This is a genomic window from Parasediminibacterium paludis, assembly GCF_042651445.1.
Lineage (GTDB): Bacteria > Bacteroidota > Bacteroidia > Chitinophagales > Chitinophagaceae > Parasediminibacterium > Parasediminibacterium paludis.
The window spans coordinates 1-19,953 of sequence record NZ_JBHSDC010000027.1; the positions used below are offsets into that span (position 1 = coordinate 1).

At 37.2% G+C, this 19,953-nt stretch carries 15 protein-coding genes; 4 read left to right on the forward strand and 11 right to left on the reverse strand.

The window, feature by feature from the left end; genetic code table 11:
* Positions 1 to 410: 410 nt before the first annotated feature.
* From ACFOW1_RS12525 to porW, 8 genes are all read right to left on the reverse strand, one after another.
* Positions 411 to 1,652 (reverse strand): hypothetical protein, encoded by a 1,242-nt coding sequence (locus ACFOW1_RS12525; RefSeq protein ID WP_379014691.1) that lies wholly within the window; start codon positions 1,650 to 1,652, stop codon positions 411 to 413.
* Positions 1,653 to 1,682: 30 nt separating this feature from the next.
* Complete coding sequence (locus tag ACFOW1_RS12530) at positions 1,683 to 2,456, reverse strand: DNA-methyltransferase (protein ID WP_379014692.1); 774 nt, start codon at positions 2,454 to 2,456, stop codon at positions 1,683 to 1,685.
* Positions 2,453 to 3,310, reverse strand: coding sequence for a TRM11 family SAM-dependent methyltransferase (locus ACFOW1_RS12535; RefSeq protein ID WP_379014693.1), 858 nt, complete (start codon positions 3,308 to 3,310; stop codon positions 2,453 to 2,455). Before ACFOW1_RS12535 ends, ACFOW1_RS12530 begins: the two co-directional genes overlap by 4 nt.
* Positions 3,303 to 3,623 (reverse strand): helix-turn-helix domain-containing protein, encoded by a 321-nt coding sequence (locus tag ACFOW1_RS12540; protein ID WP_379014694.1) that lies wholly within the window; start codon positions 3,621 to 3,623, stop codon positions 3,303 to 3,305. Before ACFOW1_RS12540 ends, ACFOW1_RS12535 begins: the two co-directional genes overlap by 8 nt.
* A gap of 831 nt (positions 3,624 to 4,454) precedes the next feature.
* Complete coding sequence (locus ACFOW1_RS12545) at positions 4,455 to 4,946, reverse strand: hypothetical protein (RefSeq protein WP_379014695.1); 492 nt, start codon at positions 4,944 to 4,946, stop codon at positions 4,455 to 4,457.
* Between the two features lie 275 nt (positions 4,947 to 5,221).
* A complete protein-coding gene (locus ACFOW1_RS12550) occupies positions 5,222 to 6,562 on the reverse strand; it encodes a sigma-54-dependent transcriptional regulator (protein ID WP_379014696.1) in 1,341 nt (446 codons plus the stop codon).
* Positions 6,563 to 6,651: 89 nt separating this feature from the next.
* Entirely contained in the window at positions 6,652 to 9,129 is a 2,478-nt protein-coding gene (locus tag ACFOW1_RS12555) for a transglycosylase domain-containing protein (RefSeq protein WP_379014697.1), read from the reverse strand.
* A gap of 16 nt (positions 9,130 to 9,145) precedes the next feature.
* Positions 9,146 to 12,022 carry a type IX secretion system periplasmic lipoprotein PorW/SprE gene (porW, locus tag ACFOW1_RS12560; RefSeq protein ID WP_379014699.1) on the reverse strand — a complete coding sequence of 959 codons (2,877 nt, stop codon included), beginning with the start codon at positions 12,020 to 12,022 and terminating at the stop codon, positions 9,146 to 9,148.
* Between the two features lie 643 nt (positions 12,023 to 12,665).
* Between porW and ACFOW1_RS12565 the strand changes: the two genes are divergently transcribed.
* Together ACFOW1_RS12565 and ACFOW1_RS12570 are read left to right on the forward strand one after the other, a co-directional pair.
* Positions 12,666 to 12,905, forward strand: a complete 240-nt coding sequence (locus tag ACFOW1_RS12565) for a TlpA family protein disulfide reductase (protein WP_379014700.1) — start codon at positions 12,666 to 12,668, stop codon at positions 12,903 to 12,905.
* Positions 12,905 to 13,699 (forward strand): cysteine peptidase family C39 domain-containing protein, encoded by a 795-nt coding sequence (locus ACFOW1_RS12570; RefSeq protein ID WP_379014701.1) that lies wholly within the window; start codon positions 12,905 to 12,907, stop codon positions 13,697 to 13,699. The genes ACFOW1_RS12565 and ACFOW1_RS12570 overlap by 1 nt, the downstream gene beginning before the upstream one ends.
* 7 nt (positions 13,700 to 13,706) lie before the next feature.
* Here ACFOW1_RS12570 and ACFOW1_RS12575 read toward each other — a convergent pair whose 3' ends face one another.
* From ACFOW1_RS12575 to ACFOW1_RS12585, 3 genes are all read right to left on the reverse strand, one after another.
* Positions 13,707 to 14,195, reverse strand: coding sequence for a GNAT family N-acetyltransferase (locus ACFOW1_RS12575; protein WP_379014703.1), 489 nt, complete (start codon positions 14,193 to 14,195; stop codon positions 13,707 to 13,709).
* Between the two features lie 120 nt (positions 14,196 to 14,315).
* Positions 14,316 to 15,971 carry a glucose-6-phosphate isomerase gene (pgi, locus tag ACFOW1_RS12580; protein ID WP_379014704.1) on the reverse strand — a complete coding sequence of 552 codons (1,656 nt, stop codon included), beginning with the start codon at positions 15,969 to 15,971 and terminating at the stop codon, positions 14,316 to 14,318.
* Positions 15,972 to 16,032: 61 nt separating this feature from the next.
* Positions 16,033 to 17,049 (reverse strand): threonine aldolase family protein, encoded by a 1,017-nt coding sequence (locus tag ACFOW1_RS12585; protein ID WP_379014705.1) that lies wholly within the window; start codon positions 17,047 to 17,049, stop codon positions 16,033 to 16,035.
* Positions 17,050 to 17,295: 246 nt separating this feature from the next.
* Between ACFOW1_RS12585 and ACFOW1_RS12590 the strand changes: the two genes are divergently transcribed.
* Both ACFOW1_RS12590 and ACFOW1_RS12595 read left to right on the forward strand, forming a co-directional pair.
* Positions 17,296 to 18,348, forward strand: coding sequence for a sugar phosphate isomerase/epimerase family protein (locus ACFOW1_RS12590; protein ID WP_379014706.1), 1,053 nt, complete (start codon positions 17,296 to 17,298; stop codon positions 18,346 to 18,348).
* A gap of 98 nt (positions 18,349 to 18,446) precedes the next feature.
* Positions 18,447 to 19,916, forward strand: a complete 1,470-nt coding sequence (locus tag ACFOW1_RS12595; protein ID WP_379014708.1) for a Gfo/Idh/MocA family protein — start codon at positions 18,447 to 18,449, stop codon at positions 19,914 to 19,916.
* Positions 19,917 to 19,953 lie beyond the last annotated feature (37 nt).

Consider the following 19,953-nt stretch of genomic DNA (forward strand, 5'->3'; position numbering starts at 1 on the left):
CAAAGCTAACCGCAACGAGGAAAAAAGATTAAAAAATCAATAAACAGAGTTTTTTCACAGTCTGACGGACAGGGCTTGCCGAAGTACGGGAATTAGTATTCCGTCCGCCCGGTACCAATGATGATTGAAAAACTTAAGATGAAGTTAACAACAAAAAGCTAAATAGATAATGTCTAGCCCGATATGAAGTACAATAGAATTACAAAAAGCCGAAGATAACTTCCGTCAGCCCGTATTTTGGCAAACCCCCTGTTGTACGTTCGCCCTTCTCGTCGGTCATCTATAATGTGGGTCTGTGACTAACCGAAGAGTGTTGCCTGTGCGTTGGCACAAGGCAGGCTCTTTTGCAAGGTTGGCTTTTGTGTGTCGGCTTTGTGTGCCTTGCAAATGTGCCTGACTTGGTGCGTTAGCTAAATTAAGTTGTCTGGATTAAATAATTCGTCTGCTCCATTTTGCACATTAAAAATTTGAAAAGTACCTCCGTCTTTCCAAACAACTCGGATATTTTCTGCTGAACAGAATTCGATTATTCCATCATTGGGTTTGTGAGAAAAAACAAGAACTTCTTTGATGTTCGTATACCCCATTTGTCTATGAACTATTGAATATTTGTAATACTTTAATTGTCCAACGCCTTTTACAGTTTGCTTTTCTTCATCTGTTGAACTTTCAAGAATTGTCTTCACTTCGTAGAGTATCGCTGTATCATCTTTAATAGCAAGGCAATCAAATTTTCCTTCAAAAAGCTGGAACCCTTTCTCTTCATTTAATAACGCAAGCTGTCTTACAATTTCTTGGTGCTCTGCAAGTCGTCTCTGCCTAATTCTTATTGCATCAGCAAGGTCAATACTTACAGAAGAAACTACATTTAGAATTGGGTCTCTTGCAATGCCTGCTGAATTTGTTTCTCGGAAATCAGTTCTTGGTCTCCTTGCTGGTTGTTCTTCTGTGGTAATTTCATCTTCAGTGATAACAAGTTGTCCAACTGGATATGCTCTGCTATTTATCCTTTCAATATCACCTAATTGTTCTGCAATTCCCGGAAGTATTTTGACTGCATTTGCAGCCATTGCTGTACTGGTTCCTGTGTCCTCAATTATTTGCCCCATATCTCTTTGGGCAAGATTTGAAATTCTTTCAAACTCTTCCTCGGAATCGTTTTCTGCTTCTAATGCAAGCATTAGTTTAGGAGTTTCTATTCCTGGGAACGTATTTACAATTTTCAAAAGGATTCTATAAGGATGACTAACTTCCCCGTCCGTTCCTTCGAGTCCTAATTGTAATAATGAGTTTTTCCAAAGTTCTTTGCGAATATCTTCTGAATCCGTTCGTAGAAGTTGACTGGCTGCGGGGCTTAACCTTGCAGTTTTATCTGGAAAGACAGATATAAATCCCATCAATTCAAAAAATCGCCGGATGTCTCTTGATACAGTTAAATAACCACGGTTTGCTGCTGGTTTCTGTGCTTCGGCTGCAAGAAATTCATCAATAGACAATGTTCGGTCACGGTATGTATATATACCGCCTCTTGTAAGCTGCTCTCCAAAATTTTCGTCTGTTAAAGGAGTTTCATTATTTATAAGTTGCCTTGCAACCGCTAACGCATTGAATAGCTTAGTTAAATCATTGAATTGATGTGGGAAATTTTTCATTCCTCAAATGTAAAGAATTAGATTCTTTTATCACTTTACCCGCTTATGGAGAAGAATTTCTTCTAGTCTTTCGTTCGCTATATCTATATAGTTGGTGTTTATTTCTGTAGCTAAGAAATTTCTATTGTTAGCTATACTGCTGACACATTCTGAACCACTGCCGCCAAAAGGTATATAAACAATGTCATTGGGGTTACTAAAATGGGTTACAAGTCTATTGCACAAGGCAAGTGGCTTTTGAGTTGGATGGTCAACTTTTTCATTCTCAAATCTTTTTCCGGCAAGTGTAGGGAAACTCCAAACGTCACCAGCTAACCTTCCTTCTGGATTGGGTGTCCATACCTTTCCATTTTTAGTAATCTTATTTTTTAAACGTTCTTGGCTTTTGTATGGTTCTCTAATTTCATGAAATGTAAAGTCGTCAGTTTTGCTGAACCATAAAAGAGGTTCATAAAATGCGTTTAAAGTTTTATATCCTGAAAATCCATTTTCATAGTGCCAAATGATTTGCCTTCTGTAACGCATATTTTTTTCATAAAGATGGCATTGAATGTAACATAGGTAGTGGTGAATGCCATAAATGAAAAGATTTCCATTTGGCTTCAGGATACGGATGCTTTCATCAATCCATTCTTTACTCCATTTTAACCACTCTTGAACAGTATCCCAATGGTCACTCTTATTTCCAAAATCTTTCTTCAAATTATATGGCGGGTCAGCTATAATTAAATCTACTGATTCAGCTTCTAAATCCTGCATGAATGTGGTACAGTCTTGAAGGTATATTTTATTTAGTTCTTTCATTTTTGCTTTTGTAAGATTAAAACATATTGATGATGGATATTCTCTACATAAGAAAAAGGGTAGCCGTACGGGAACAATTTTTTTGCATTCTGAATAAGAACCTTAATTCCTTTTAACTGAAAAAATTTCTTTTGTTTCTTATCTGTTAATTTGCTCAATAGGTCTGAATGAAAAGGATAAAACTCTGATTTATGTCTAAAATCGCTTACAATGATGCACATATACTTTCCCGGTTTCAGCAGGTCATGACAGGATAAAAATATTTTTGCAAGGTCATCCAAAAATTTGTTGTAATCCTCAATATTACCTAAGTCGCTTTTGCTTTCGCTGTATTTTGTATCATGTCCATTTATAACTCTTTCATTAGCTTTATGGTCTTTCTTTTCCAATATATTCCAGTATGGTGGCGAAGTAACAATGAAATCAAACGTTTCTTTTTTAAAATATTGCTTCAGTTTTCTGCTGTCACCACAAACTAAATGCTCATCATCTAATTCATGATTTGATTCGGCAGCTAATCTTTGTCTTGTAATTTCACACCATTTTGGAGAGAGTTCAACTCCAAAGCCTTCTCTGTCAAGTTCCACACAAGCTTTAATTGTTGAGCCTACGCCTACAAACGGGTCTAACACTTTAGCTTTATGCTTCGTAAAGAATCGAATAAGTTTTGTAATGTCAGTAAATGAAAATGGTGCAGGGTGCATTTTCTCATACTTTGCCTCTGGACTTCCTGCCCCTAATCCTTTTTGATAGAAAAAACTTTTTGTTTCCTGAATCCATTCTTTTGAAGTCAAGTCATTTAAATCATTTCTTTTATCAACAGCAGAGCCATTTATCATCAGTGTTTCAGCCATTCTTTTTCTTTTTTAGATAGTTAACTTTTTCTTCTGCAACTTTTAAAATATCAATATCACTTTCTTCTTCAAGAATTTTATATGCAATCTGGTCGCTTAAAATTTCTGATAAAAGAAAACTCTCGTCCTGATTAAAAATTTCTGCAATCTTTTTAATCTGTCCTTTTGTAGGTTGTCTTTCGTTGCGTTCGATTTTTCCTAATAATGATGGGTCAATATCTAATTGAGCCGCAATTTTTCGCAAGGGAAGCCCTTCGGCTTCTCGAAGCCCTCTTATGTATTCGCCAAAAGATGTGATTTTTTGTTTGGACATTTTATAAAAGGTCAATATTTGTCCAAATATAACGTGTCCTCAATGTAATTGCCAAATATTTTAGTAACATTTTTAGCAAAATGTGGAAATGTTTATTCTGTGCATTGTTGATAGTTGTTATATCGCTGATGTATTTTGTTCAAGCTGATAAGTAATCCGTCCGCTAGGTGGTGGGTGGGCATGGGGCGTTGGCATTTTTAGCTCTTTGCAAGGTTGGCTTTGTGTCGGGGTTTTGTGTGCCTTGCAATGTGCTAAAAATAGCGTGGGGTCGTGTCGGCAAAATCATGGATGTTTAAATATTTGCAGGATGTCGTTTAGGGTGACGTACAACGCAAGTATTTATGATATTAGGCGCACTATCAAATATTTTCTTGCTGCTGATTATTAATGTATTAGTCTTCGCTTTATTGTATTGTCGTTGTCACAATCCAATCTATTCGCCATTTGTATTGTCGGGTATTCACCAGTCTTCGCCTTGGTACCTGTCTTCACGTATCAATATTGTTTTCAAGTGTTTCGTGGGGACACGAACCACGGCTGTAGCCAATTCCATAAATCATTTTAAACAGGCGCTCAGTCTATTTTTTCCAAACAAGCCTTCCTGTATACGAACAGTAGTTCCTATTTTCCTAACTATAGTTTACTTTATGGTAACTGTAGTTCCTCCATACGAACTGTAGTTCCTGTATACGAACTCTAGTTCCTTTTTTCTTAACTACTGTTTGCTTTTGGGTGACTGTAGTTTCTGTAGAAGAACACTAGTTCGTAAAAATGAACAGGAGTTCGCTACAGCGAACTCCTGTTACCTTATGGCAGTATTTTATTGGTGAATTATTTACTATTAGTGCTTATTGGTTTTCTATGACCATTACCAATATACCGTTTCTTCAATTCTTCATATACAGGAACCGCATCTGCAATACCATCTTGTGCATCTTGTTTTACACTTTTATAAAAATCATTGATACAATCCAATGCTTCTGCACCCGCAATGGTTCTTGTTTGGCTAATGCGTAATGCTAATTGAGCCACCAATACATCTAAGGGGCGTAGTACCTCAAATACTTTAAAATCTTTTTCTGATTCTGCAATATTGCACCTGCGAGGCACAAGCTGTGTATTGTTTTTGGCAAATTCAATACCCTTACCTACAAAAGGTTCGCTTTTTTCGCCAAGTTTGGCATAAGCTTCTATTTCATGCTTGCTCAATGCCTCGATAAGGTAAGGCTTGAGTTTGTTGTAACCTTGCTCAATCAATTTTAATGCAGCATCAAGGTCAGTTTGAGGAATCACTGAAGAAATCCTGTTGGTGTTTTTTGACATCATTGTTCTTTTTAAAATTAACAAATAGTGATACAATGATATAGATAAATACTAATGGTGAAAAAGATTTATTTATAGGAAAACGTTAAAATTTTAAGCCTTTTTTAAGGTTAGTTTGTTGAAGTAGTATATGCATACAAGGTATTAATTACAACTTTCGGTTAATTTTTAGACGATTATAATTGTAAAAAGGATTGCTGTAAAATGAGATTTCTTTTGATAATTATAATTATTTTAGGCCCAGTTGGTGTCATTTTCATCAACACTTTTCACTACTAACCCAACCCATACTCCTCAATTTTTCTATAAAGCGTGGTTAGGCCAATATTTAGCAACTTGGCGGTTTCGGTTTTATTGCCTTTGGTATGGTTGAGTACACGCTGTATATGTAGCTTTTCTACGCTTGCAAGGTCAAAAGCAGAGAGTAGTTTGCCTTGTTGCGGTGTTTGGTATTGCATATCAAAGGGTAGGCTATCAACCGATAATTGTGGGCTATTGGCTAAAATAACGGCACGTTCTATCACATTTTTTAGCTCACGGATATTGCCTTTCCAATCGTGTTGTTGTAGACGTTGCTTAAATTCCTCGCTCATGCCATCAATCCGCTGATTGGTTTTTTGGGCAAACATGTTCACGAAATGCTGCGCTAGTAAGGGGATGTCTTTTCGTCTATCTCTTAATGCAGGTAGGGAAATGGTAAATACATTCAGTCTATAAAACAGGTCTTCTCTAAACTTGCCTTCTTTTACTTCTTGTTGTAAGTCGCGGTTGGTAGCGGCAACAATACGCACACTAACCTTGGTGGGTTTTGTATCGCCTACTTTTATAAACTCGCTTGTTTCTAGTACTCGTAGTAGTTTGCTTTGTAAATCAATATGCATTTCGCCTATTTCATCTAAAAACAAAGTACCTGTACTTGCTTCTTCAATCAAGCCTTTTTTATCCTTCAAAGCACCTGTAAATGCACCTGCTTTATGGCCAAATATTTCACTTTCCAATAATTCTTTGCCAAAAGCACTGCAGTTTAGCGCCATAAAAGGCTTACCTGCACGCTTGCTGCCATTGTGTATAGCTTGCGCAAATACCTCTTTACCCGTGCCTGTTTCGCCTAGTAATAATACCGTGGCTTCGGTGGGTGCCACACGTTTGGCAAGGTTAATGGCATCTTGTATCATGGTGGCTTCGCCTAATATGCTTTCAAAGCCATAGCGCTTACCCACTTGTTCTTCTAGTTGTTCTACACGTTTTTGTAAATTGGCTTTTTCAAGTGCTCTATTTACCAAAGGAATGATTTTGTGGTTGTCGTCGCCCTTGGTAATATAGTCAAACGCGCCGTTACGCATGGCTTGCACACCATCGGCAATATTGCCATAGGCCGTTAATAATATCACTTCTATGCAAGGATATTTGGGCTTAATAGTAGCTATAAATTCTACACCATTACCATCGGGTAGTTTTACATCGCATAGTACCACGTCTATGGGCTTTTGCGCCAATTGTTTTTGCCCATCTTTCAGGTTGGCGGCTTCTACTACGTCAAAACCTTCTGCTTTAATAATTCTAGCAAGTAGGCCACGTAATTTTTCTTCGTCATCTATGATTAATACTGTTTTCAAACTGCGGTATTTATAGGTTCAAAAATAATAAGGTCGCCTGAAAAACTTTACAGGCGACCTTGGTACTACAATAATGGTGCAAATATTTGCTAAGGCTTTTTAGGCGGCATTACCGCTTTAGGCTGTTGATTGTTTGTTGGTATGGTTGGAGGTTTAGTAGCCGGCTGTGGTTGTACCTTATTTTCGGGCAGTTTGGCAGGCGGTACGGTGGTGGTTGGTTTGGTTACAGGTGGTTTTGTGTCAGCAGGTTTGGTAACAGGTTTATCCGCGTCTGCTGGTGTTATTTGCGATTCTGCACCAATATCCTCTGGTTTTATATTGCTAGGAATTTCATAATCTTTAGAAGTACCGTTACCCATATCTTCACCTTCGGCGCCCAAAGGAGGTGTTGTACCATTCAACTGGTCAAAAGAAATATCGTTTGGCATGACGTCTGGTTTTACAAACGTTGCACCTGGGTCAATACCTACAATGTTTCTATCGTTTTGTACTTTTTCGTAGAAATAGGCCCAAATAGGTAATGCTGCCGAAGAACCTTGTCCTATTTCAGTGGCTTTAAAACGAATAAAACGATCGTCGCAACCCACCCATGCACCACATAACAATTGGGGTGTATAGCCCATAAACCAAGCATCGCTGTTATCGTTGGTAGTACCTGTTTTTCCAGCAATTTCGCCATTTACACCATAGCCCCATATACGTCTACCAGTACCAAATTGCATCACACCTTGCATCATTTTAATCATAGAATAAGCAGTTACATCACTAATCACTTCTCTTCTTACAGGCGTAAAGCTTTGTAAAGTATTGCCATTTCTATCTTCAATACGAGTAATAAACATGGGCTTTACGTTAAACCCACGACCTGGTAACATGCTGTAAGCCTGCATCATTTCGTACAAAGAAATTTCGCAAGCACCCAAAGCGATAGAGGGATTAGGTTCAATTTTTGTTTGCAAGCCACATTTGTTGTTTAAAAAGTCAACAAAACGTTTGGCAGCATTATTACCTGTGCCATCCAATTGCTTCATAATATAGGCAGTAGCACAGTTTTTAGAGAATGCCAATGCACTACTCATCGGCATGGCTGCCCCGCTACAGCTTTTGGTAGTGGCAGGTACTTTGCCATAAGCACCAAAACTTTGTTGTTGATCGTACACAGTAGTATTTGGTGTAAAGCCAGCTTCTTCAATGGCTAAACTGTATAGCAAAGGCTTCATAGTACTACCTACCTGCCTTTTAGTATTGAAGTTAACGTGGTCGTATTTAAACGTTTTAAAATCAATGCCGCCCACCCAAGCACGTACTTCACCGCTTTGCGCATCCATGGCCATAAAACCGGTCTCAAGCATTTGTCGGTGGTACTTGATAGAGTCTAATGGTGTCATAACCGTATCTTTATTTCTATTGTTGTTCCAAGCAAAGACTTTCATTCTTGTTGGCGTCATAAAACTTTTGGCAATCTCGGTTTCGTCTATGCCTTCTTTTTTCATGTTGCGCCAGCGGTCTGTTTGCTTCATGGCATTTTCTAAAATATTGGCATGGTCATTCCATACAGAGCCTGATTTTATATCAGATTGGTTATCTAATATTTTTTGCATGTAGCTCATGTGTTTTGCTACAGCTTCTTCGGCATACACTTGCATGCGTGGGTTGATAGTGGTATAAATTTTTAAACCATCTCTGTATAAATCGTAATTATCACCATTGCTTTTTTTGTGGTCTTTACACCATTTTTTCATTTCCTCACCCAATATCATTCTAAAGTAAGGCCCAAGACCAGTGGTTTCATCTAGCTTTTGATAATTGAGTTGTATGGGTTGTTTTTTGAGTTTATCATAGTCTGCTTGGGTAATAGAACCAAATTCAACCATTCTACTCATGACTAAATTTCTTCTTTCTTGCGATTGTTTTGGAAATCTTCTTGGATTGTAAATGCCCGGCCCGTTTACCATGCCAATTAATACGGCAGATTCGCTAATATCAAGTCTGTCTGGTTCTTTCTGGAAAAAGGTTTTTGAAGCGTTTCTAATACCATAAACATTATCGCTAAAGGCAACGGTGTTTAAATAGATAGTGGCAATTTCTTCTTTGGTAAAATGCTGTTCTAGTTTAACGGCAATAATGCATTCTTTTATTTTTTGGATGCCTCTTAAAAGAAAATTTTTAGTAGCCCAGTTTTCTGTAAATAAATTTTTGGCTGTTTGCATCGTTATGGTACTTGCTCCGCCTGAACTACCAAAATGTGAAAATGCGCGTAATAAACCTTTGCCATCTACACCGCTGTGTTTGTAAAAACGTTTATCTTCTGTAGCTACCAAAGCATTTATAACATGTTTGCTAATATCTTTATATTCAACGTTGACGCGGTCTTCAAGGTAGTATTTACCCATCAAAGTGCCATCTTGTGCATATACCTGACTAGATAAGTTAGCCGTTGGATTTTCGATATCATCAATAGAAGGCATTTCGCCCAAAGCACCAAAATTTGCCAATAGTAAAATAAGTATTACCAAGGCAAGGCCACTAAAAAATAAACGCCAAAATATCCTTACAAAACGATTCATACGAGTGGGATTAAAACTAAAATTTATCAGGGAAAATGCCTTTTAAAAATTGCGTGTACAGTGCAACTTCTTTGCCAGTTTTTAAAATATCTAGGTTTTTGTTGCTAATAATAGAAAATGAATATTTGCTTGCTTGCAACCATGGAATAATTCTTCCTGCCGCCGATGGTTTTGTTTTATCAATATAATCTAGTGCATCACTTGCATTGGCAAATGGCCCAATTAACATCATGGAATATTGCGATGTAATAGTAATATTCGTAATATTAAGCTTGGTACTTGCATAGCGTTCTCTATTAAAGCGGTTGAAGGCATTTTTCACTTCGCCGGCAAATGTTTCATCTACTTTATCTAAAAGTAAGGCTGCATAATGCTCGTCTGTTGGTACAAATTGAAACGTTTTACTATCGCTTACAACCAATTTATTTTCGATTTTTATCTCGATAGGTTTAGCCACCAATGCTGGTGATTTCCTAACTGTATCAATTTTTGCAATGGTAGCTGGTGCGAGCTTAATGCCTGTCGGCTCAGATAAATCTATACGTTTTGTAGCGTCGTCTTCTTTTTTCTCTTCGTTAAAATTAGTTAAGTGGGCCTCAATTTCTGCACGTCTTTTCAAGACATCGATCATGGTTTTGGCTTTGTCTGCCAAAGGCGATTTTGGAAAATTACTCACCAAGCTATTTAATCTATTTATGGCAGTGCTATCATCTTTTTGCTTTACATAGTATATTGACTCAATGTATAACAATTGGGGTGTCCAGTAAGATTTGCCAAGCTGGCTATCCGCTTGTTTTTTTGCTTCTTTAGCTTGTTCAAATTTACCTTCTACAAATAAATTGTATACGTTTTGATAAATGGCATTAGCAGTATCTCTTGCAGTCATTTCATTAGCAAAAATATTGGTGAATTTTTGCTTGGGATAGCTGGTTTTCAAGAGTCTGTTGAGTGAATCCGCTTTTACTACTTGACTGATTTGCTTGTAACAAAATGCCAAATTCAACATAGCTTGTGGTCGTCTATCATCGTTAGGAAAACGTGTCAGTAAACTATCAAAACAAGCAATGGCAGAAGGGTAGTCTTGCAATTCATTTTGAAAACTGATACCATTGGCAAAATAGGCTTTGGCAATACTTGCATTTGAAGCAAATAATTGATCTTCCGTTAAAGGAATATCACCCATTAAACCTTCAACGCTCAAGTCTTTTGGTTTGTCGTTGGTGGTGCCTTTGTTCAATCCTTTTGCTATATCGTCTACGTCTGTAAACAAACTTGGTGCAACATTTTGTGTAACGGCCTGTCTTTGCCAATTATCTACGTTTTGACGCACACCCCATTTCGCTTTAAATTCAGAAAAACCTTTTTGTTTTAATGTGGTATTCGAAAAATAAAAATCTGAGGTAGATTTATTATCGAATAAACCTACTGTGGCTGTAGGGCTACCAAATGCAGCATTATCAAGAGCTTCAAATGCAGCATCATCTTTTAAACCTTGTTCTTTGCGTAGCTTACGCACAAGTTTTTTTACATAACTATTTCGCTCAGCATCTGATAGTTTAGCTAAATATTGCAAACTATCTTGTCGCTCAATAATACGGATATTCGTACTAATGTTTTTTAGTGTAGGTCTTATGCTTTCAACTTTATCTTTATCATTTTGAGGCAATAAATTGGTTTGTATACTATCATAATAATTAGCGGCAATTGGATAATTCTTTTCATTATAATAAATATCCGCCAGCATTAACAGGCTTTTTTGCTTCAGTGCCGCATTTTCAGGGTTAGCATTTTTAATACCTTCGTTTAAAGCCAATTTGGTATTAGGAATATTATTTAATCTTTTCTCTATTATTGCAATGGCTTGGTAAATGATATCCCGATATCTAATATATTTTTCTCGTCTTGCGAGCCGATACATTTCTAGCAAGTTTGATTGAATGCCATTATTTCTTTTGGAAGAAGCGAGGTCTACATAATTCAATCTTGCATACACTTCCATTACTGGATCGGTAGTATGTGCAATACTCCTATCAAACATATCGATCGCATCGTCGTTTTTATTTGCCAAAGCATACATTTGGCCACATAAATATTCCCAGCGGGCTGTTTCAAACCTGTTTTCAGCATTACTAAGCGCTCGTTTTAAATGAGATGCGGCACTATCGTAAGACCCTTGTTTGTAATAATTATAAGCCAATAATTCTTGCAAATCTGTTTGCAAGCGTTTGGGAAAAACAGGATCGCTATTTAGTATCGATAATAAACCTGTAGCATCCCCAATTTTATCTTGTTCTAAATAGTTACGTGCTTCCCACAATAAGCTCTCGTTACGGCTAGGTGCGGTACTAAATGCTTTTTTAAAAATAGAAGCTTTTTCATTGGTAGAAACCGTAAATACACCATTTGTATTGCTGGCATTACTACCCAAAATAATGTCATAGCCATCATCTTTAGGTGCCCATGCATAGTTAATGTATTGAAACACAATAGCAGCGCTGTCATATTTTTTACGCAGCAAATAAGCTTTACCTAATAATAAATACAAATTATCTATCCAATCGTTTCTTAAATCGTGTAGCAAAATACCCGCTGTACATTTATAAATAACTGAATCGAGTTCGGTTTTTTCATTGGCGGTAACATCCAATGAGTAGTTATAAAATGGTAATAGCTTGGTATAGTCATCTTTAAAAGCCAGTTTAGAACGGGTGATAATATCGTTCAGCTTATTGTTGGCGTTAAAATAGTAATTGTAGTGGGTAAAAGCATTCTGAAATAAGCGCTTATTGGCGGTGAGTTTTTTTTCGCCTGTTTTTTCAGAACGTAGTTGTCGGTTCTCGTATTGTTTCGGTTTATCCTTGTCTAAATCGATAGTTGCATAGGGCTGTGCCATAAGCGCACAACGACTTACAAGCAGCAGAGCCATCGTGAAAATAATAAGTAAGAGACGATTCATACGTAAAGGCATCATTCCAATACTACAAACATAATTTATTTACCCGTGAAATGATCATACAATAGGAAAGCGTCAGTAAATTTTTATAGAAATGTAATTATCTATCACAGCGTAAAAGATTTCTGCTTTTATTAAAGCATCTTTAATGAAATAATGTGAAAGGTAATATTCGTATCAAGATATAGCGCTAAATCTCAAAATAAGCTAAGTTTGACTTCCACACAAAATTTTAGTTATATTATCAATAAGCTCAATGCCAAGATTTTCACCAACTATTCTTGTTAGCAATATATTTCTATCTTTTTTGTTTGAAGGTAAAGTAAATGGATAGTAGAATCTAGCATACTTTATCCCCCTATTATAGATACTTCAAGTATACTTTACTTATACTTTAGCAACGAAGGATGAACGAAGGATGTGTACCGTCTTAAAATAACTATACAGGTTATTCAATAAATCCTGTTGTAGTTATACAAATATAGTTTTAAAAAAATGGTGTGTAGGCGCACCTTGTATACGCGAAATTCCTAATTCGTTAATTTTAGAAAAGCAATATAGAGGAAAAATAAAGTTCTTATACTTGTCTTTTGACAAAGACTCTGCTTTATGGCTACAAAAAATTAAGACAATTGATTTGCCTAAAGGCAATAGTTATATTCTAGTTAAAAATTTTGAGTCGATGTTTGCGCTATACTTCAAAATTAACTCAATACCTAGATATTTATTAATAGATAGAAATGGAAAGGTTTTCAATATTAATGCACCACGTCCAAGCAAGCCTGAACTGAAAAAAAATTTAGATAAATTATTAGCAAATTAATGTTTCAACTCTACCGTCAACTCAATGCCATGGATTGTGGGCCTACCTGCTTGCGTATGGTGGCTAAATTTTATGGTAAGCATTACCGTACAGATGGCATACGTAATACGGCTGGTTTTGGTAAGGATGGTGTAAGCCTACTAGGCATTGCAGAAGCAGCAGAACAAATAGGTTTTAGAACAAGAGGGGTACAATTGACATACTACCAATTACCACAAATTGAAGCCGGGTTATTGAACAATGAAACACAAATGCACGAAAAGCAAAAAGAAATTAATGAGTTGTCGCATAGCATTTCGCAGCAGCAATTGATTTTTAAACAAGCTATACAGAACCTACGAAGTCAAATTGAAGATTGGAAAAAACGATTCCTAATTCAAGCACCTATAGCTGGTAAAGTACAATTCTCGTTACCAATACAAGAAAACCAATTTTTAAAGAGTGGCAGGTCATTAGGTTTTGTAAATCCTGATTCATCTGCATTTTATGCTGAAACAATGTTGCCGCAAAACAATTTTGGTAAGATTGCGGTTGGGCAACAAGTACAATTAAGGCTTTCAGCTTACCCTTTTAACGAATTTGGATTTGTAAGGGGGAGGCTTCAATATATTAGTACCACAGCAACAGATAGTGGTTTTCTTGCTAAAATTTCACTTCCTGAAGGACTTTTAACCAGCCAAAGAAAAGTATTGAACTATAATAGCGGGCTAAAAGCTGAAGCATTAATTATTACAAAGGATAGGAATTTACTAGAGAGCTTTTATGCTAATATCATAAAAGGGGTCAATCAATAAAGTACACCTACAATGCCTTTAACATCCATATATCACAGCCATTGTGACCACTATTACCCATTGGTGCAGTAAGGTATTGGAAGCCTAGTTTTTCATATACTGCTACTGCATTTTTTAGTTCGGGCATGGTTTCAAGATAGACATAGGTATTGCCGTTGTCTTTGGCCCATTTTAAGCAAGTTGCTAGCATGGTTTTGCCCAAACCAATACCACGATATTCTTTTTTCAAATACATTTTCACTAATTCGCAAGTACCTGTAGGCAAACCTTCAGTAGGGTAGAGTCCACCACCACCAACCATTTCACCATTTACCAAAGCAATAAAATAGTGGCTTTTGGGTTCAGCAGTAAATAATTCATACAAATGGTCTGTACTGTCATCAAAATAAACAGTACCAGGTTTATTGGCACCGAATTCCTCTAAGGCCGTTCGAATAATTTTGGCAATAAATGGATTGTCTTGCGGTTGTATATCTCTGATAGTAATTTGTTGCATTGTATTAAATAAGGTTCTTGCAGATTGTCTTACCGCTAATTTTCTAAAAAATCAGCTATACAAGTTTTGAAATTTTGTATAGCTGATTGTTATTTCCTGCGAAATCTGAATGCGATATAACTAAGCTCTAAATTTCTTATACAAATTAATTAAACCATTGGTGCTACTATCGTGGCTAGTAATGGTATCTTCATTTTCTAGTTCTGGTAAAATTTGGCCAGCTAATTGCTTGCCTAATTCAACACCCCATTGGTCGAAACTGAAAATGTTCCATATAACACCCTGTACAAATATTTTATGTTCATACAACGCAATTAAGCTACCCAAACTGTATGGTGTAATTTGTTTTAATAAGAAAGAATTGGTAGGTCTATTACCGTCAAATACTTTGAACTTCATCAATTTCTTAATTTCATCATCACTTTTACCAGCTTTCATCAGTTCTACACGCACTTCATTTTCGCTTTTACCATTCATTAATGCTTCTGTTTGTGCAAAAAAGTTTGACAAGAGTTTGTTGTGATGATCACCAATAGGGTTGTGGCTAATAGCTGGCGCAATAAAATCGCAAGGAATTATCAATGTGCCTTGGTGTATGAGTTGGTAAAATGCATGCTGTCCATTAGTACCTGGTTCGCCCCAAATAACTGGACCAGTAGCATAATCCACCGAATTACCGCTTCTATCTACGCTTTTGCCATTACTTTCCATATTCCCTTGTTGAAAATAAGCTGCGAAACGGTGTAAATATTGGTCGTATGGTAAAATAGCTTCGCTTTGAGCACCAAAGAAATTGGTGTACCAAATACCCAAAAGTGCCATTAATACAGGGATATTTTTAGCCCCTTTTTCTTTTCTAAAATGTTCGTCTACGGTGTAAGCACCTTTTAATAATTGTTCGAAATGATCATAACCAATCGTTAAGGCAATGGATAAACCAATAGCGCTCCACAAGCTGTATCTACCGCCAACCCAATCCCAAAATTCAAACATATTGGCCTTATCAATACCGAAGGCTGTAACGGCTTTTTCGTTGGTGCTTAAAGCGGCGAAATGCTTAGCAATATGCGCTTCATCTGTTGCTGTTTCTAAAAACCAATTGCGTGCAGTATGCGCATTGGTCATGGTTTCTTGTGTGGTAAATGTTTTAGAAGCCACTAAAAATAGGGTTTCATCGGCAGTTACTTTTTTCAAAGTTTCTGCAATATGTGTAGCATCCACATTACTTACAAAATAGGTTTGGATGCCCTCAACCCAATAAGGTTTTAAGGCTTCCGTAACCATTACTGGCCCCAAATCGCTACCACCAATACCAATATTGACAATGTATTTAATCGGCTTGCCAGTAAAACCTTTCCATTCGCCGCTGTGTATTTTAGCGCAAAAGCTCTTCATGTGTGCCAAAACCTTTTGCACAGATGGCATTACATCTTTACCATCTACCAAAATAGGCATATCTGAAAAATTACGCAATGCCGTATGTAATACAGATCGTTGCTCGGTTTCATTAATTTTTAAACCAGCAAACATATCGTGAATGGCATCGTATACTTGACAATCATCTGCTAGTTGTAGCAGTAATTGTAAAGTTTTTGAATTGATGATATTTTTAGAGTAATCGAAAACAATCTCCTCAAGCCTTAGGCTAAATTTTTCAAAACGTTCTGGGTCTTGTGCAAACAGGTCTTTCATGTGTTTGCGGCTCATTTCGTCTTCGTAATGTTTGCGTAGCAATAGCCAAGCTTGTGTATTGGTTGGATTGATTTTTGGTAACATAAATAAGCTGATTTAATTGATTGCTGTAAATAGTTGCAGTTAAAACTGCAAGATGTTATACTTATAATTTTTTTATGGTATCAATGGTTGTTTCAACCATTTCCTTGGTAATATTCAAATGTAACACTAAACGAATCTGTGTGCTCGAAACACTAAACAACTTAATGTTATGTTTGGCCATTGCTTCAATAAAAGTAGTAGGTGTAAATCTACCTTTAATTGTTGCAATTACTATATTGGTTTCTACGGGTAAAATATCACCTACATAGTCAGTTTCCGCTAATGCTGCCGCAATTTGTGTGGCATGTAAATGGTCTTCTGCCAAGCGATTAATATTGTTTTCTAAGGCATAAATACCAGCGGCCGCTAAAATGCCCGCTTGTCGCATACCGCCGCCCATTACTTTACGAATACGTCTCGATTTTTTGATAAAAGCTTTATTACCTAATAGCACACTACCCACTGGAGTACCCAAGCCTTTACTTAAACAAATAGAAATACTATCGAATAATTGGCCATAATCGCTCGCCTTTTGTTGCTTGTAAACTAGGGCGTTAAATAGCCTAGCACCATCTAGATGTAGGCCTAGATTATAACTTAAGCAAACTGTTTTAATATCTTCAATATCAGCGAGTTCGTAACAGCAACCACCGCCTTTATTGACTGTATTTTCTAAACTTACCAAACGGCTAATGGGCTTGTGAACATCCTCAGGATTATTGATGGCATTTTTTACCATATCGGCTGTTAAGCGGCCGTTATTTCCGTGTAGTAATCTTACCGAACAAGCACTATTAACTGCCACACCACCACCTTCATATTGGTAAATATGGCTCAATTCATCACAAATCACTTCGTCACCAGGCTGTGTGTGGGCTTTAATAGCAATTTGATTTGTCATGGTACCACTAGGACAAAACAAACCTGCTTCCAAACCAAACATCTCAGCAGTCATTTGTTCTAGCTGATTAATGGTTGGATCTTCTCCAAATACATCATCTCCAACTTTGGCGCTAAGCATGGCCTGTAACATCGCTTCTGTAGGTTGCGTTACCGTATCACTTCTAAAATCTATCATAGGTTGTAAAGATAAGGTGCATGATATTTTGTACAAAGCTGTGTGAAATGATTATATTTTCAAGATTGTTTTTAACATTTTGTGTGAAAGACGAATGGATATTACCATGCAACCGCTTGAGGGGTGTTTAAAGCATTATATAACAAACAGACGTCTTTTTACCAGTTAACAAAAAAAAGAAAAGATGAACGATTTGTATGTAAAAAACACGTTACTTCAACCTCGCAAAAAATAAATGCTTACCATATGACTACTATTAAAGGGCCTGCCGTTTTTTTAGCGCAGTTTTTAGGTGATAAAGCACCATTTAATTCTTTAGATACCATTTGCCAATGGGTTGCTAGCCTAGGTTTTAAAGGCATCCAAATACCTACATGGGATAATCGTTGCATCAATCTACAATTAGCGGCAGACAGTAAAACCTATGCCGATGAATTGAAAGGTAAAGTGGCAGCTTATGGCTTGGAAATTACTGAACTATCTACACACTTACAAGGACAATTGGTAGCGATAAATCCTGCTTACGATGTTATGTTTGATGGCTTTGCTCCAAAAGAAGTCCATGGCAATAGCGCTGCGAGAACAGCTTGGGCGGTGCAGCAATTAAAGTACGCTGCAAAAGCATCGCAAAATTTGGGGATAAATGTGCATGCTACGTTTAGCGGGGCATTGATTTGGCCGTATGTGTACCCATGGCCGCAAAGACCCTCAGGTATCGTAGAAGCAGGATTTAGTGAACTTGCCAAAAGATGGTTGCCAATATTGAACGAATTTGATGCTTGTGGTGTCGATCTTTGTTATGAAGTACATGCAGGGGAAGATATCCATGACGGGATTACTTTCGAAATGTTTTTAGAAGCTACGGGCAATCATCAACGCGTAAATCTATTATACGATCCGTCACATTTTATATTGCAATGCCTAGATTATTTGCAATACATCGATTTTTATCATGAAAAAATTAAAATGTTTCATGTAAAAGATGCTGAATTTAACCCCACAGGTAAACAGGGGGTGTATGGTGGTTATCAAAGCTGGGTAAATCGTGCTGGTAGATTTAGAAGTTTGGGTGACGGTCAGGTTGACTTTAAAAGTATTTTTTCGAAACTAGCGCAATATGATTATAAAGGTTGGGCTGTGTTAGAATGGGAGTGCGCCATTAAAGACAGTGTTCAAGGCGCAACAGAAGGTGCCGTATTTATTAAAAATCATATTATACAGGTAACAGAGAAAGCATTTGATGATTTTGCCAATAGTGGTGTGGATGATGCGGCCAATAGAAAGATATTGGGGATCTGATGATTTTTGATTTGTATTTGAAATTTATGATGATTTTATAAATATGTTTACTAAACATAATATTTTTATTCTTACTATTCACTAAAAAAGCCAGCCATATGAAAGAAAACAAACAACTTACTTCAGACAATTCAAGAAGGAAATTTCTGAAGAACTCTTTAACTGCATTTGCAGGTATTTATATTTTACCAAGACATGTATTAGGCGGTAGAGGTTTTATTGCGCCTAGTGATAAATTATTAATTGCTGGCATAGGTGCTGGCGGTAAAGGGCAAAGCGACCTTGCTAACTTCTATAAAAGTGGCAAAGCAGAAATTGCTTTTCTATGCGATGTAGATGATAAGCGTTCACTTGCCAGTAGAACGGCTTTTCCAAAAGCAAAGTACTACAAAGACTATCGTGAAATGCTAGAAAAAGAGCACCAGTATTTTGATGCAGTGTCTGTTTCTACACCAGATCATAACCATGCTGTACAAACCATGGCTGCTATGCAACTTGGCAAGCATGTATATGTGCAAAAGCCATTGACGCACGATATTTACGAAGCAAGAATGTTGACAGAAGCTGTAGATAAATACAAAGTGGTGGCGCAGATGGGCAACCAAGGTGCTTCTGGGGATGGCGTAAGGCAAATGCGCGAATGGTACAATGCTGGTATAATAGGCGACGCCCATACAGTTTATATATTTACCGATAGACCTGTGTGGCCACAAGGCATCGCTTGGCCTGCGCAAAAATCAACGGTACCATCTACACTTGATTGGAATTTGTGGTTGGGTACTGCGCCTCAAAAAGATTATGTAGATAAATTGGTGCCATTTAATTGGCGTGGCTGGTGGGATTATGGTACTGGGGCGCTGGGCGATATGGGTTGCCATTTAATTGAACCTGCATTTAGAACCTTAGAATTAGGCTATCCTACCGAAGCAGAATGTAGTGTTGGTTCTGTATATGTTGATGAGTTTAAACGAGGGTATTTTCCTGACGGTTGCCCACCATCATCGCACGTTATATTAAAGTTTAAAGGCAAAAAGCATAAGCCAGATATTAAAATGCATTGGATGGATGGGGGAATTCAACCAGAAAGACCAGAAGAACTATTGGCGAATGAACCATTTGGTGATGGCGGTAATGCGGTTTTAATTATAGGTACGAAAGGTAAAATGATGTGTAGTACGTATGGTGCAAATCCCAAATTATTGCCTCTCTCAAAAATGGAACAAGTGCACGTACCTCAAACTATTGCACGTGTACCCAATGGTGCCGACGGGCACTACGCACAATGGGTAGAAGCTGCTATTGCAGGCTATGGTAGTGATGCTGCTAACAACCTAAGTTCGCCATTTAGCATTGCTGGCCCATTAACCGAAACGATTTTAATGGGAAATTTGGCTATCAGAAGTTTTGATATTAGAAAACCGAGAGCAACTGATGCTACAAAATTTGATTATCCAGGCAGATATACCAAACTTTTGTGGGATGGCCCAAATATGAAAGTGACCAACTTTGATGATGCTAATCAATTTGTAAAAAGACAATACCGAGAAGGTTGGTCTTTAGGCGTATAAATAGCAAAAGCTAGCTATTAAAAAAGGATTGAGTTAA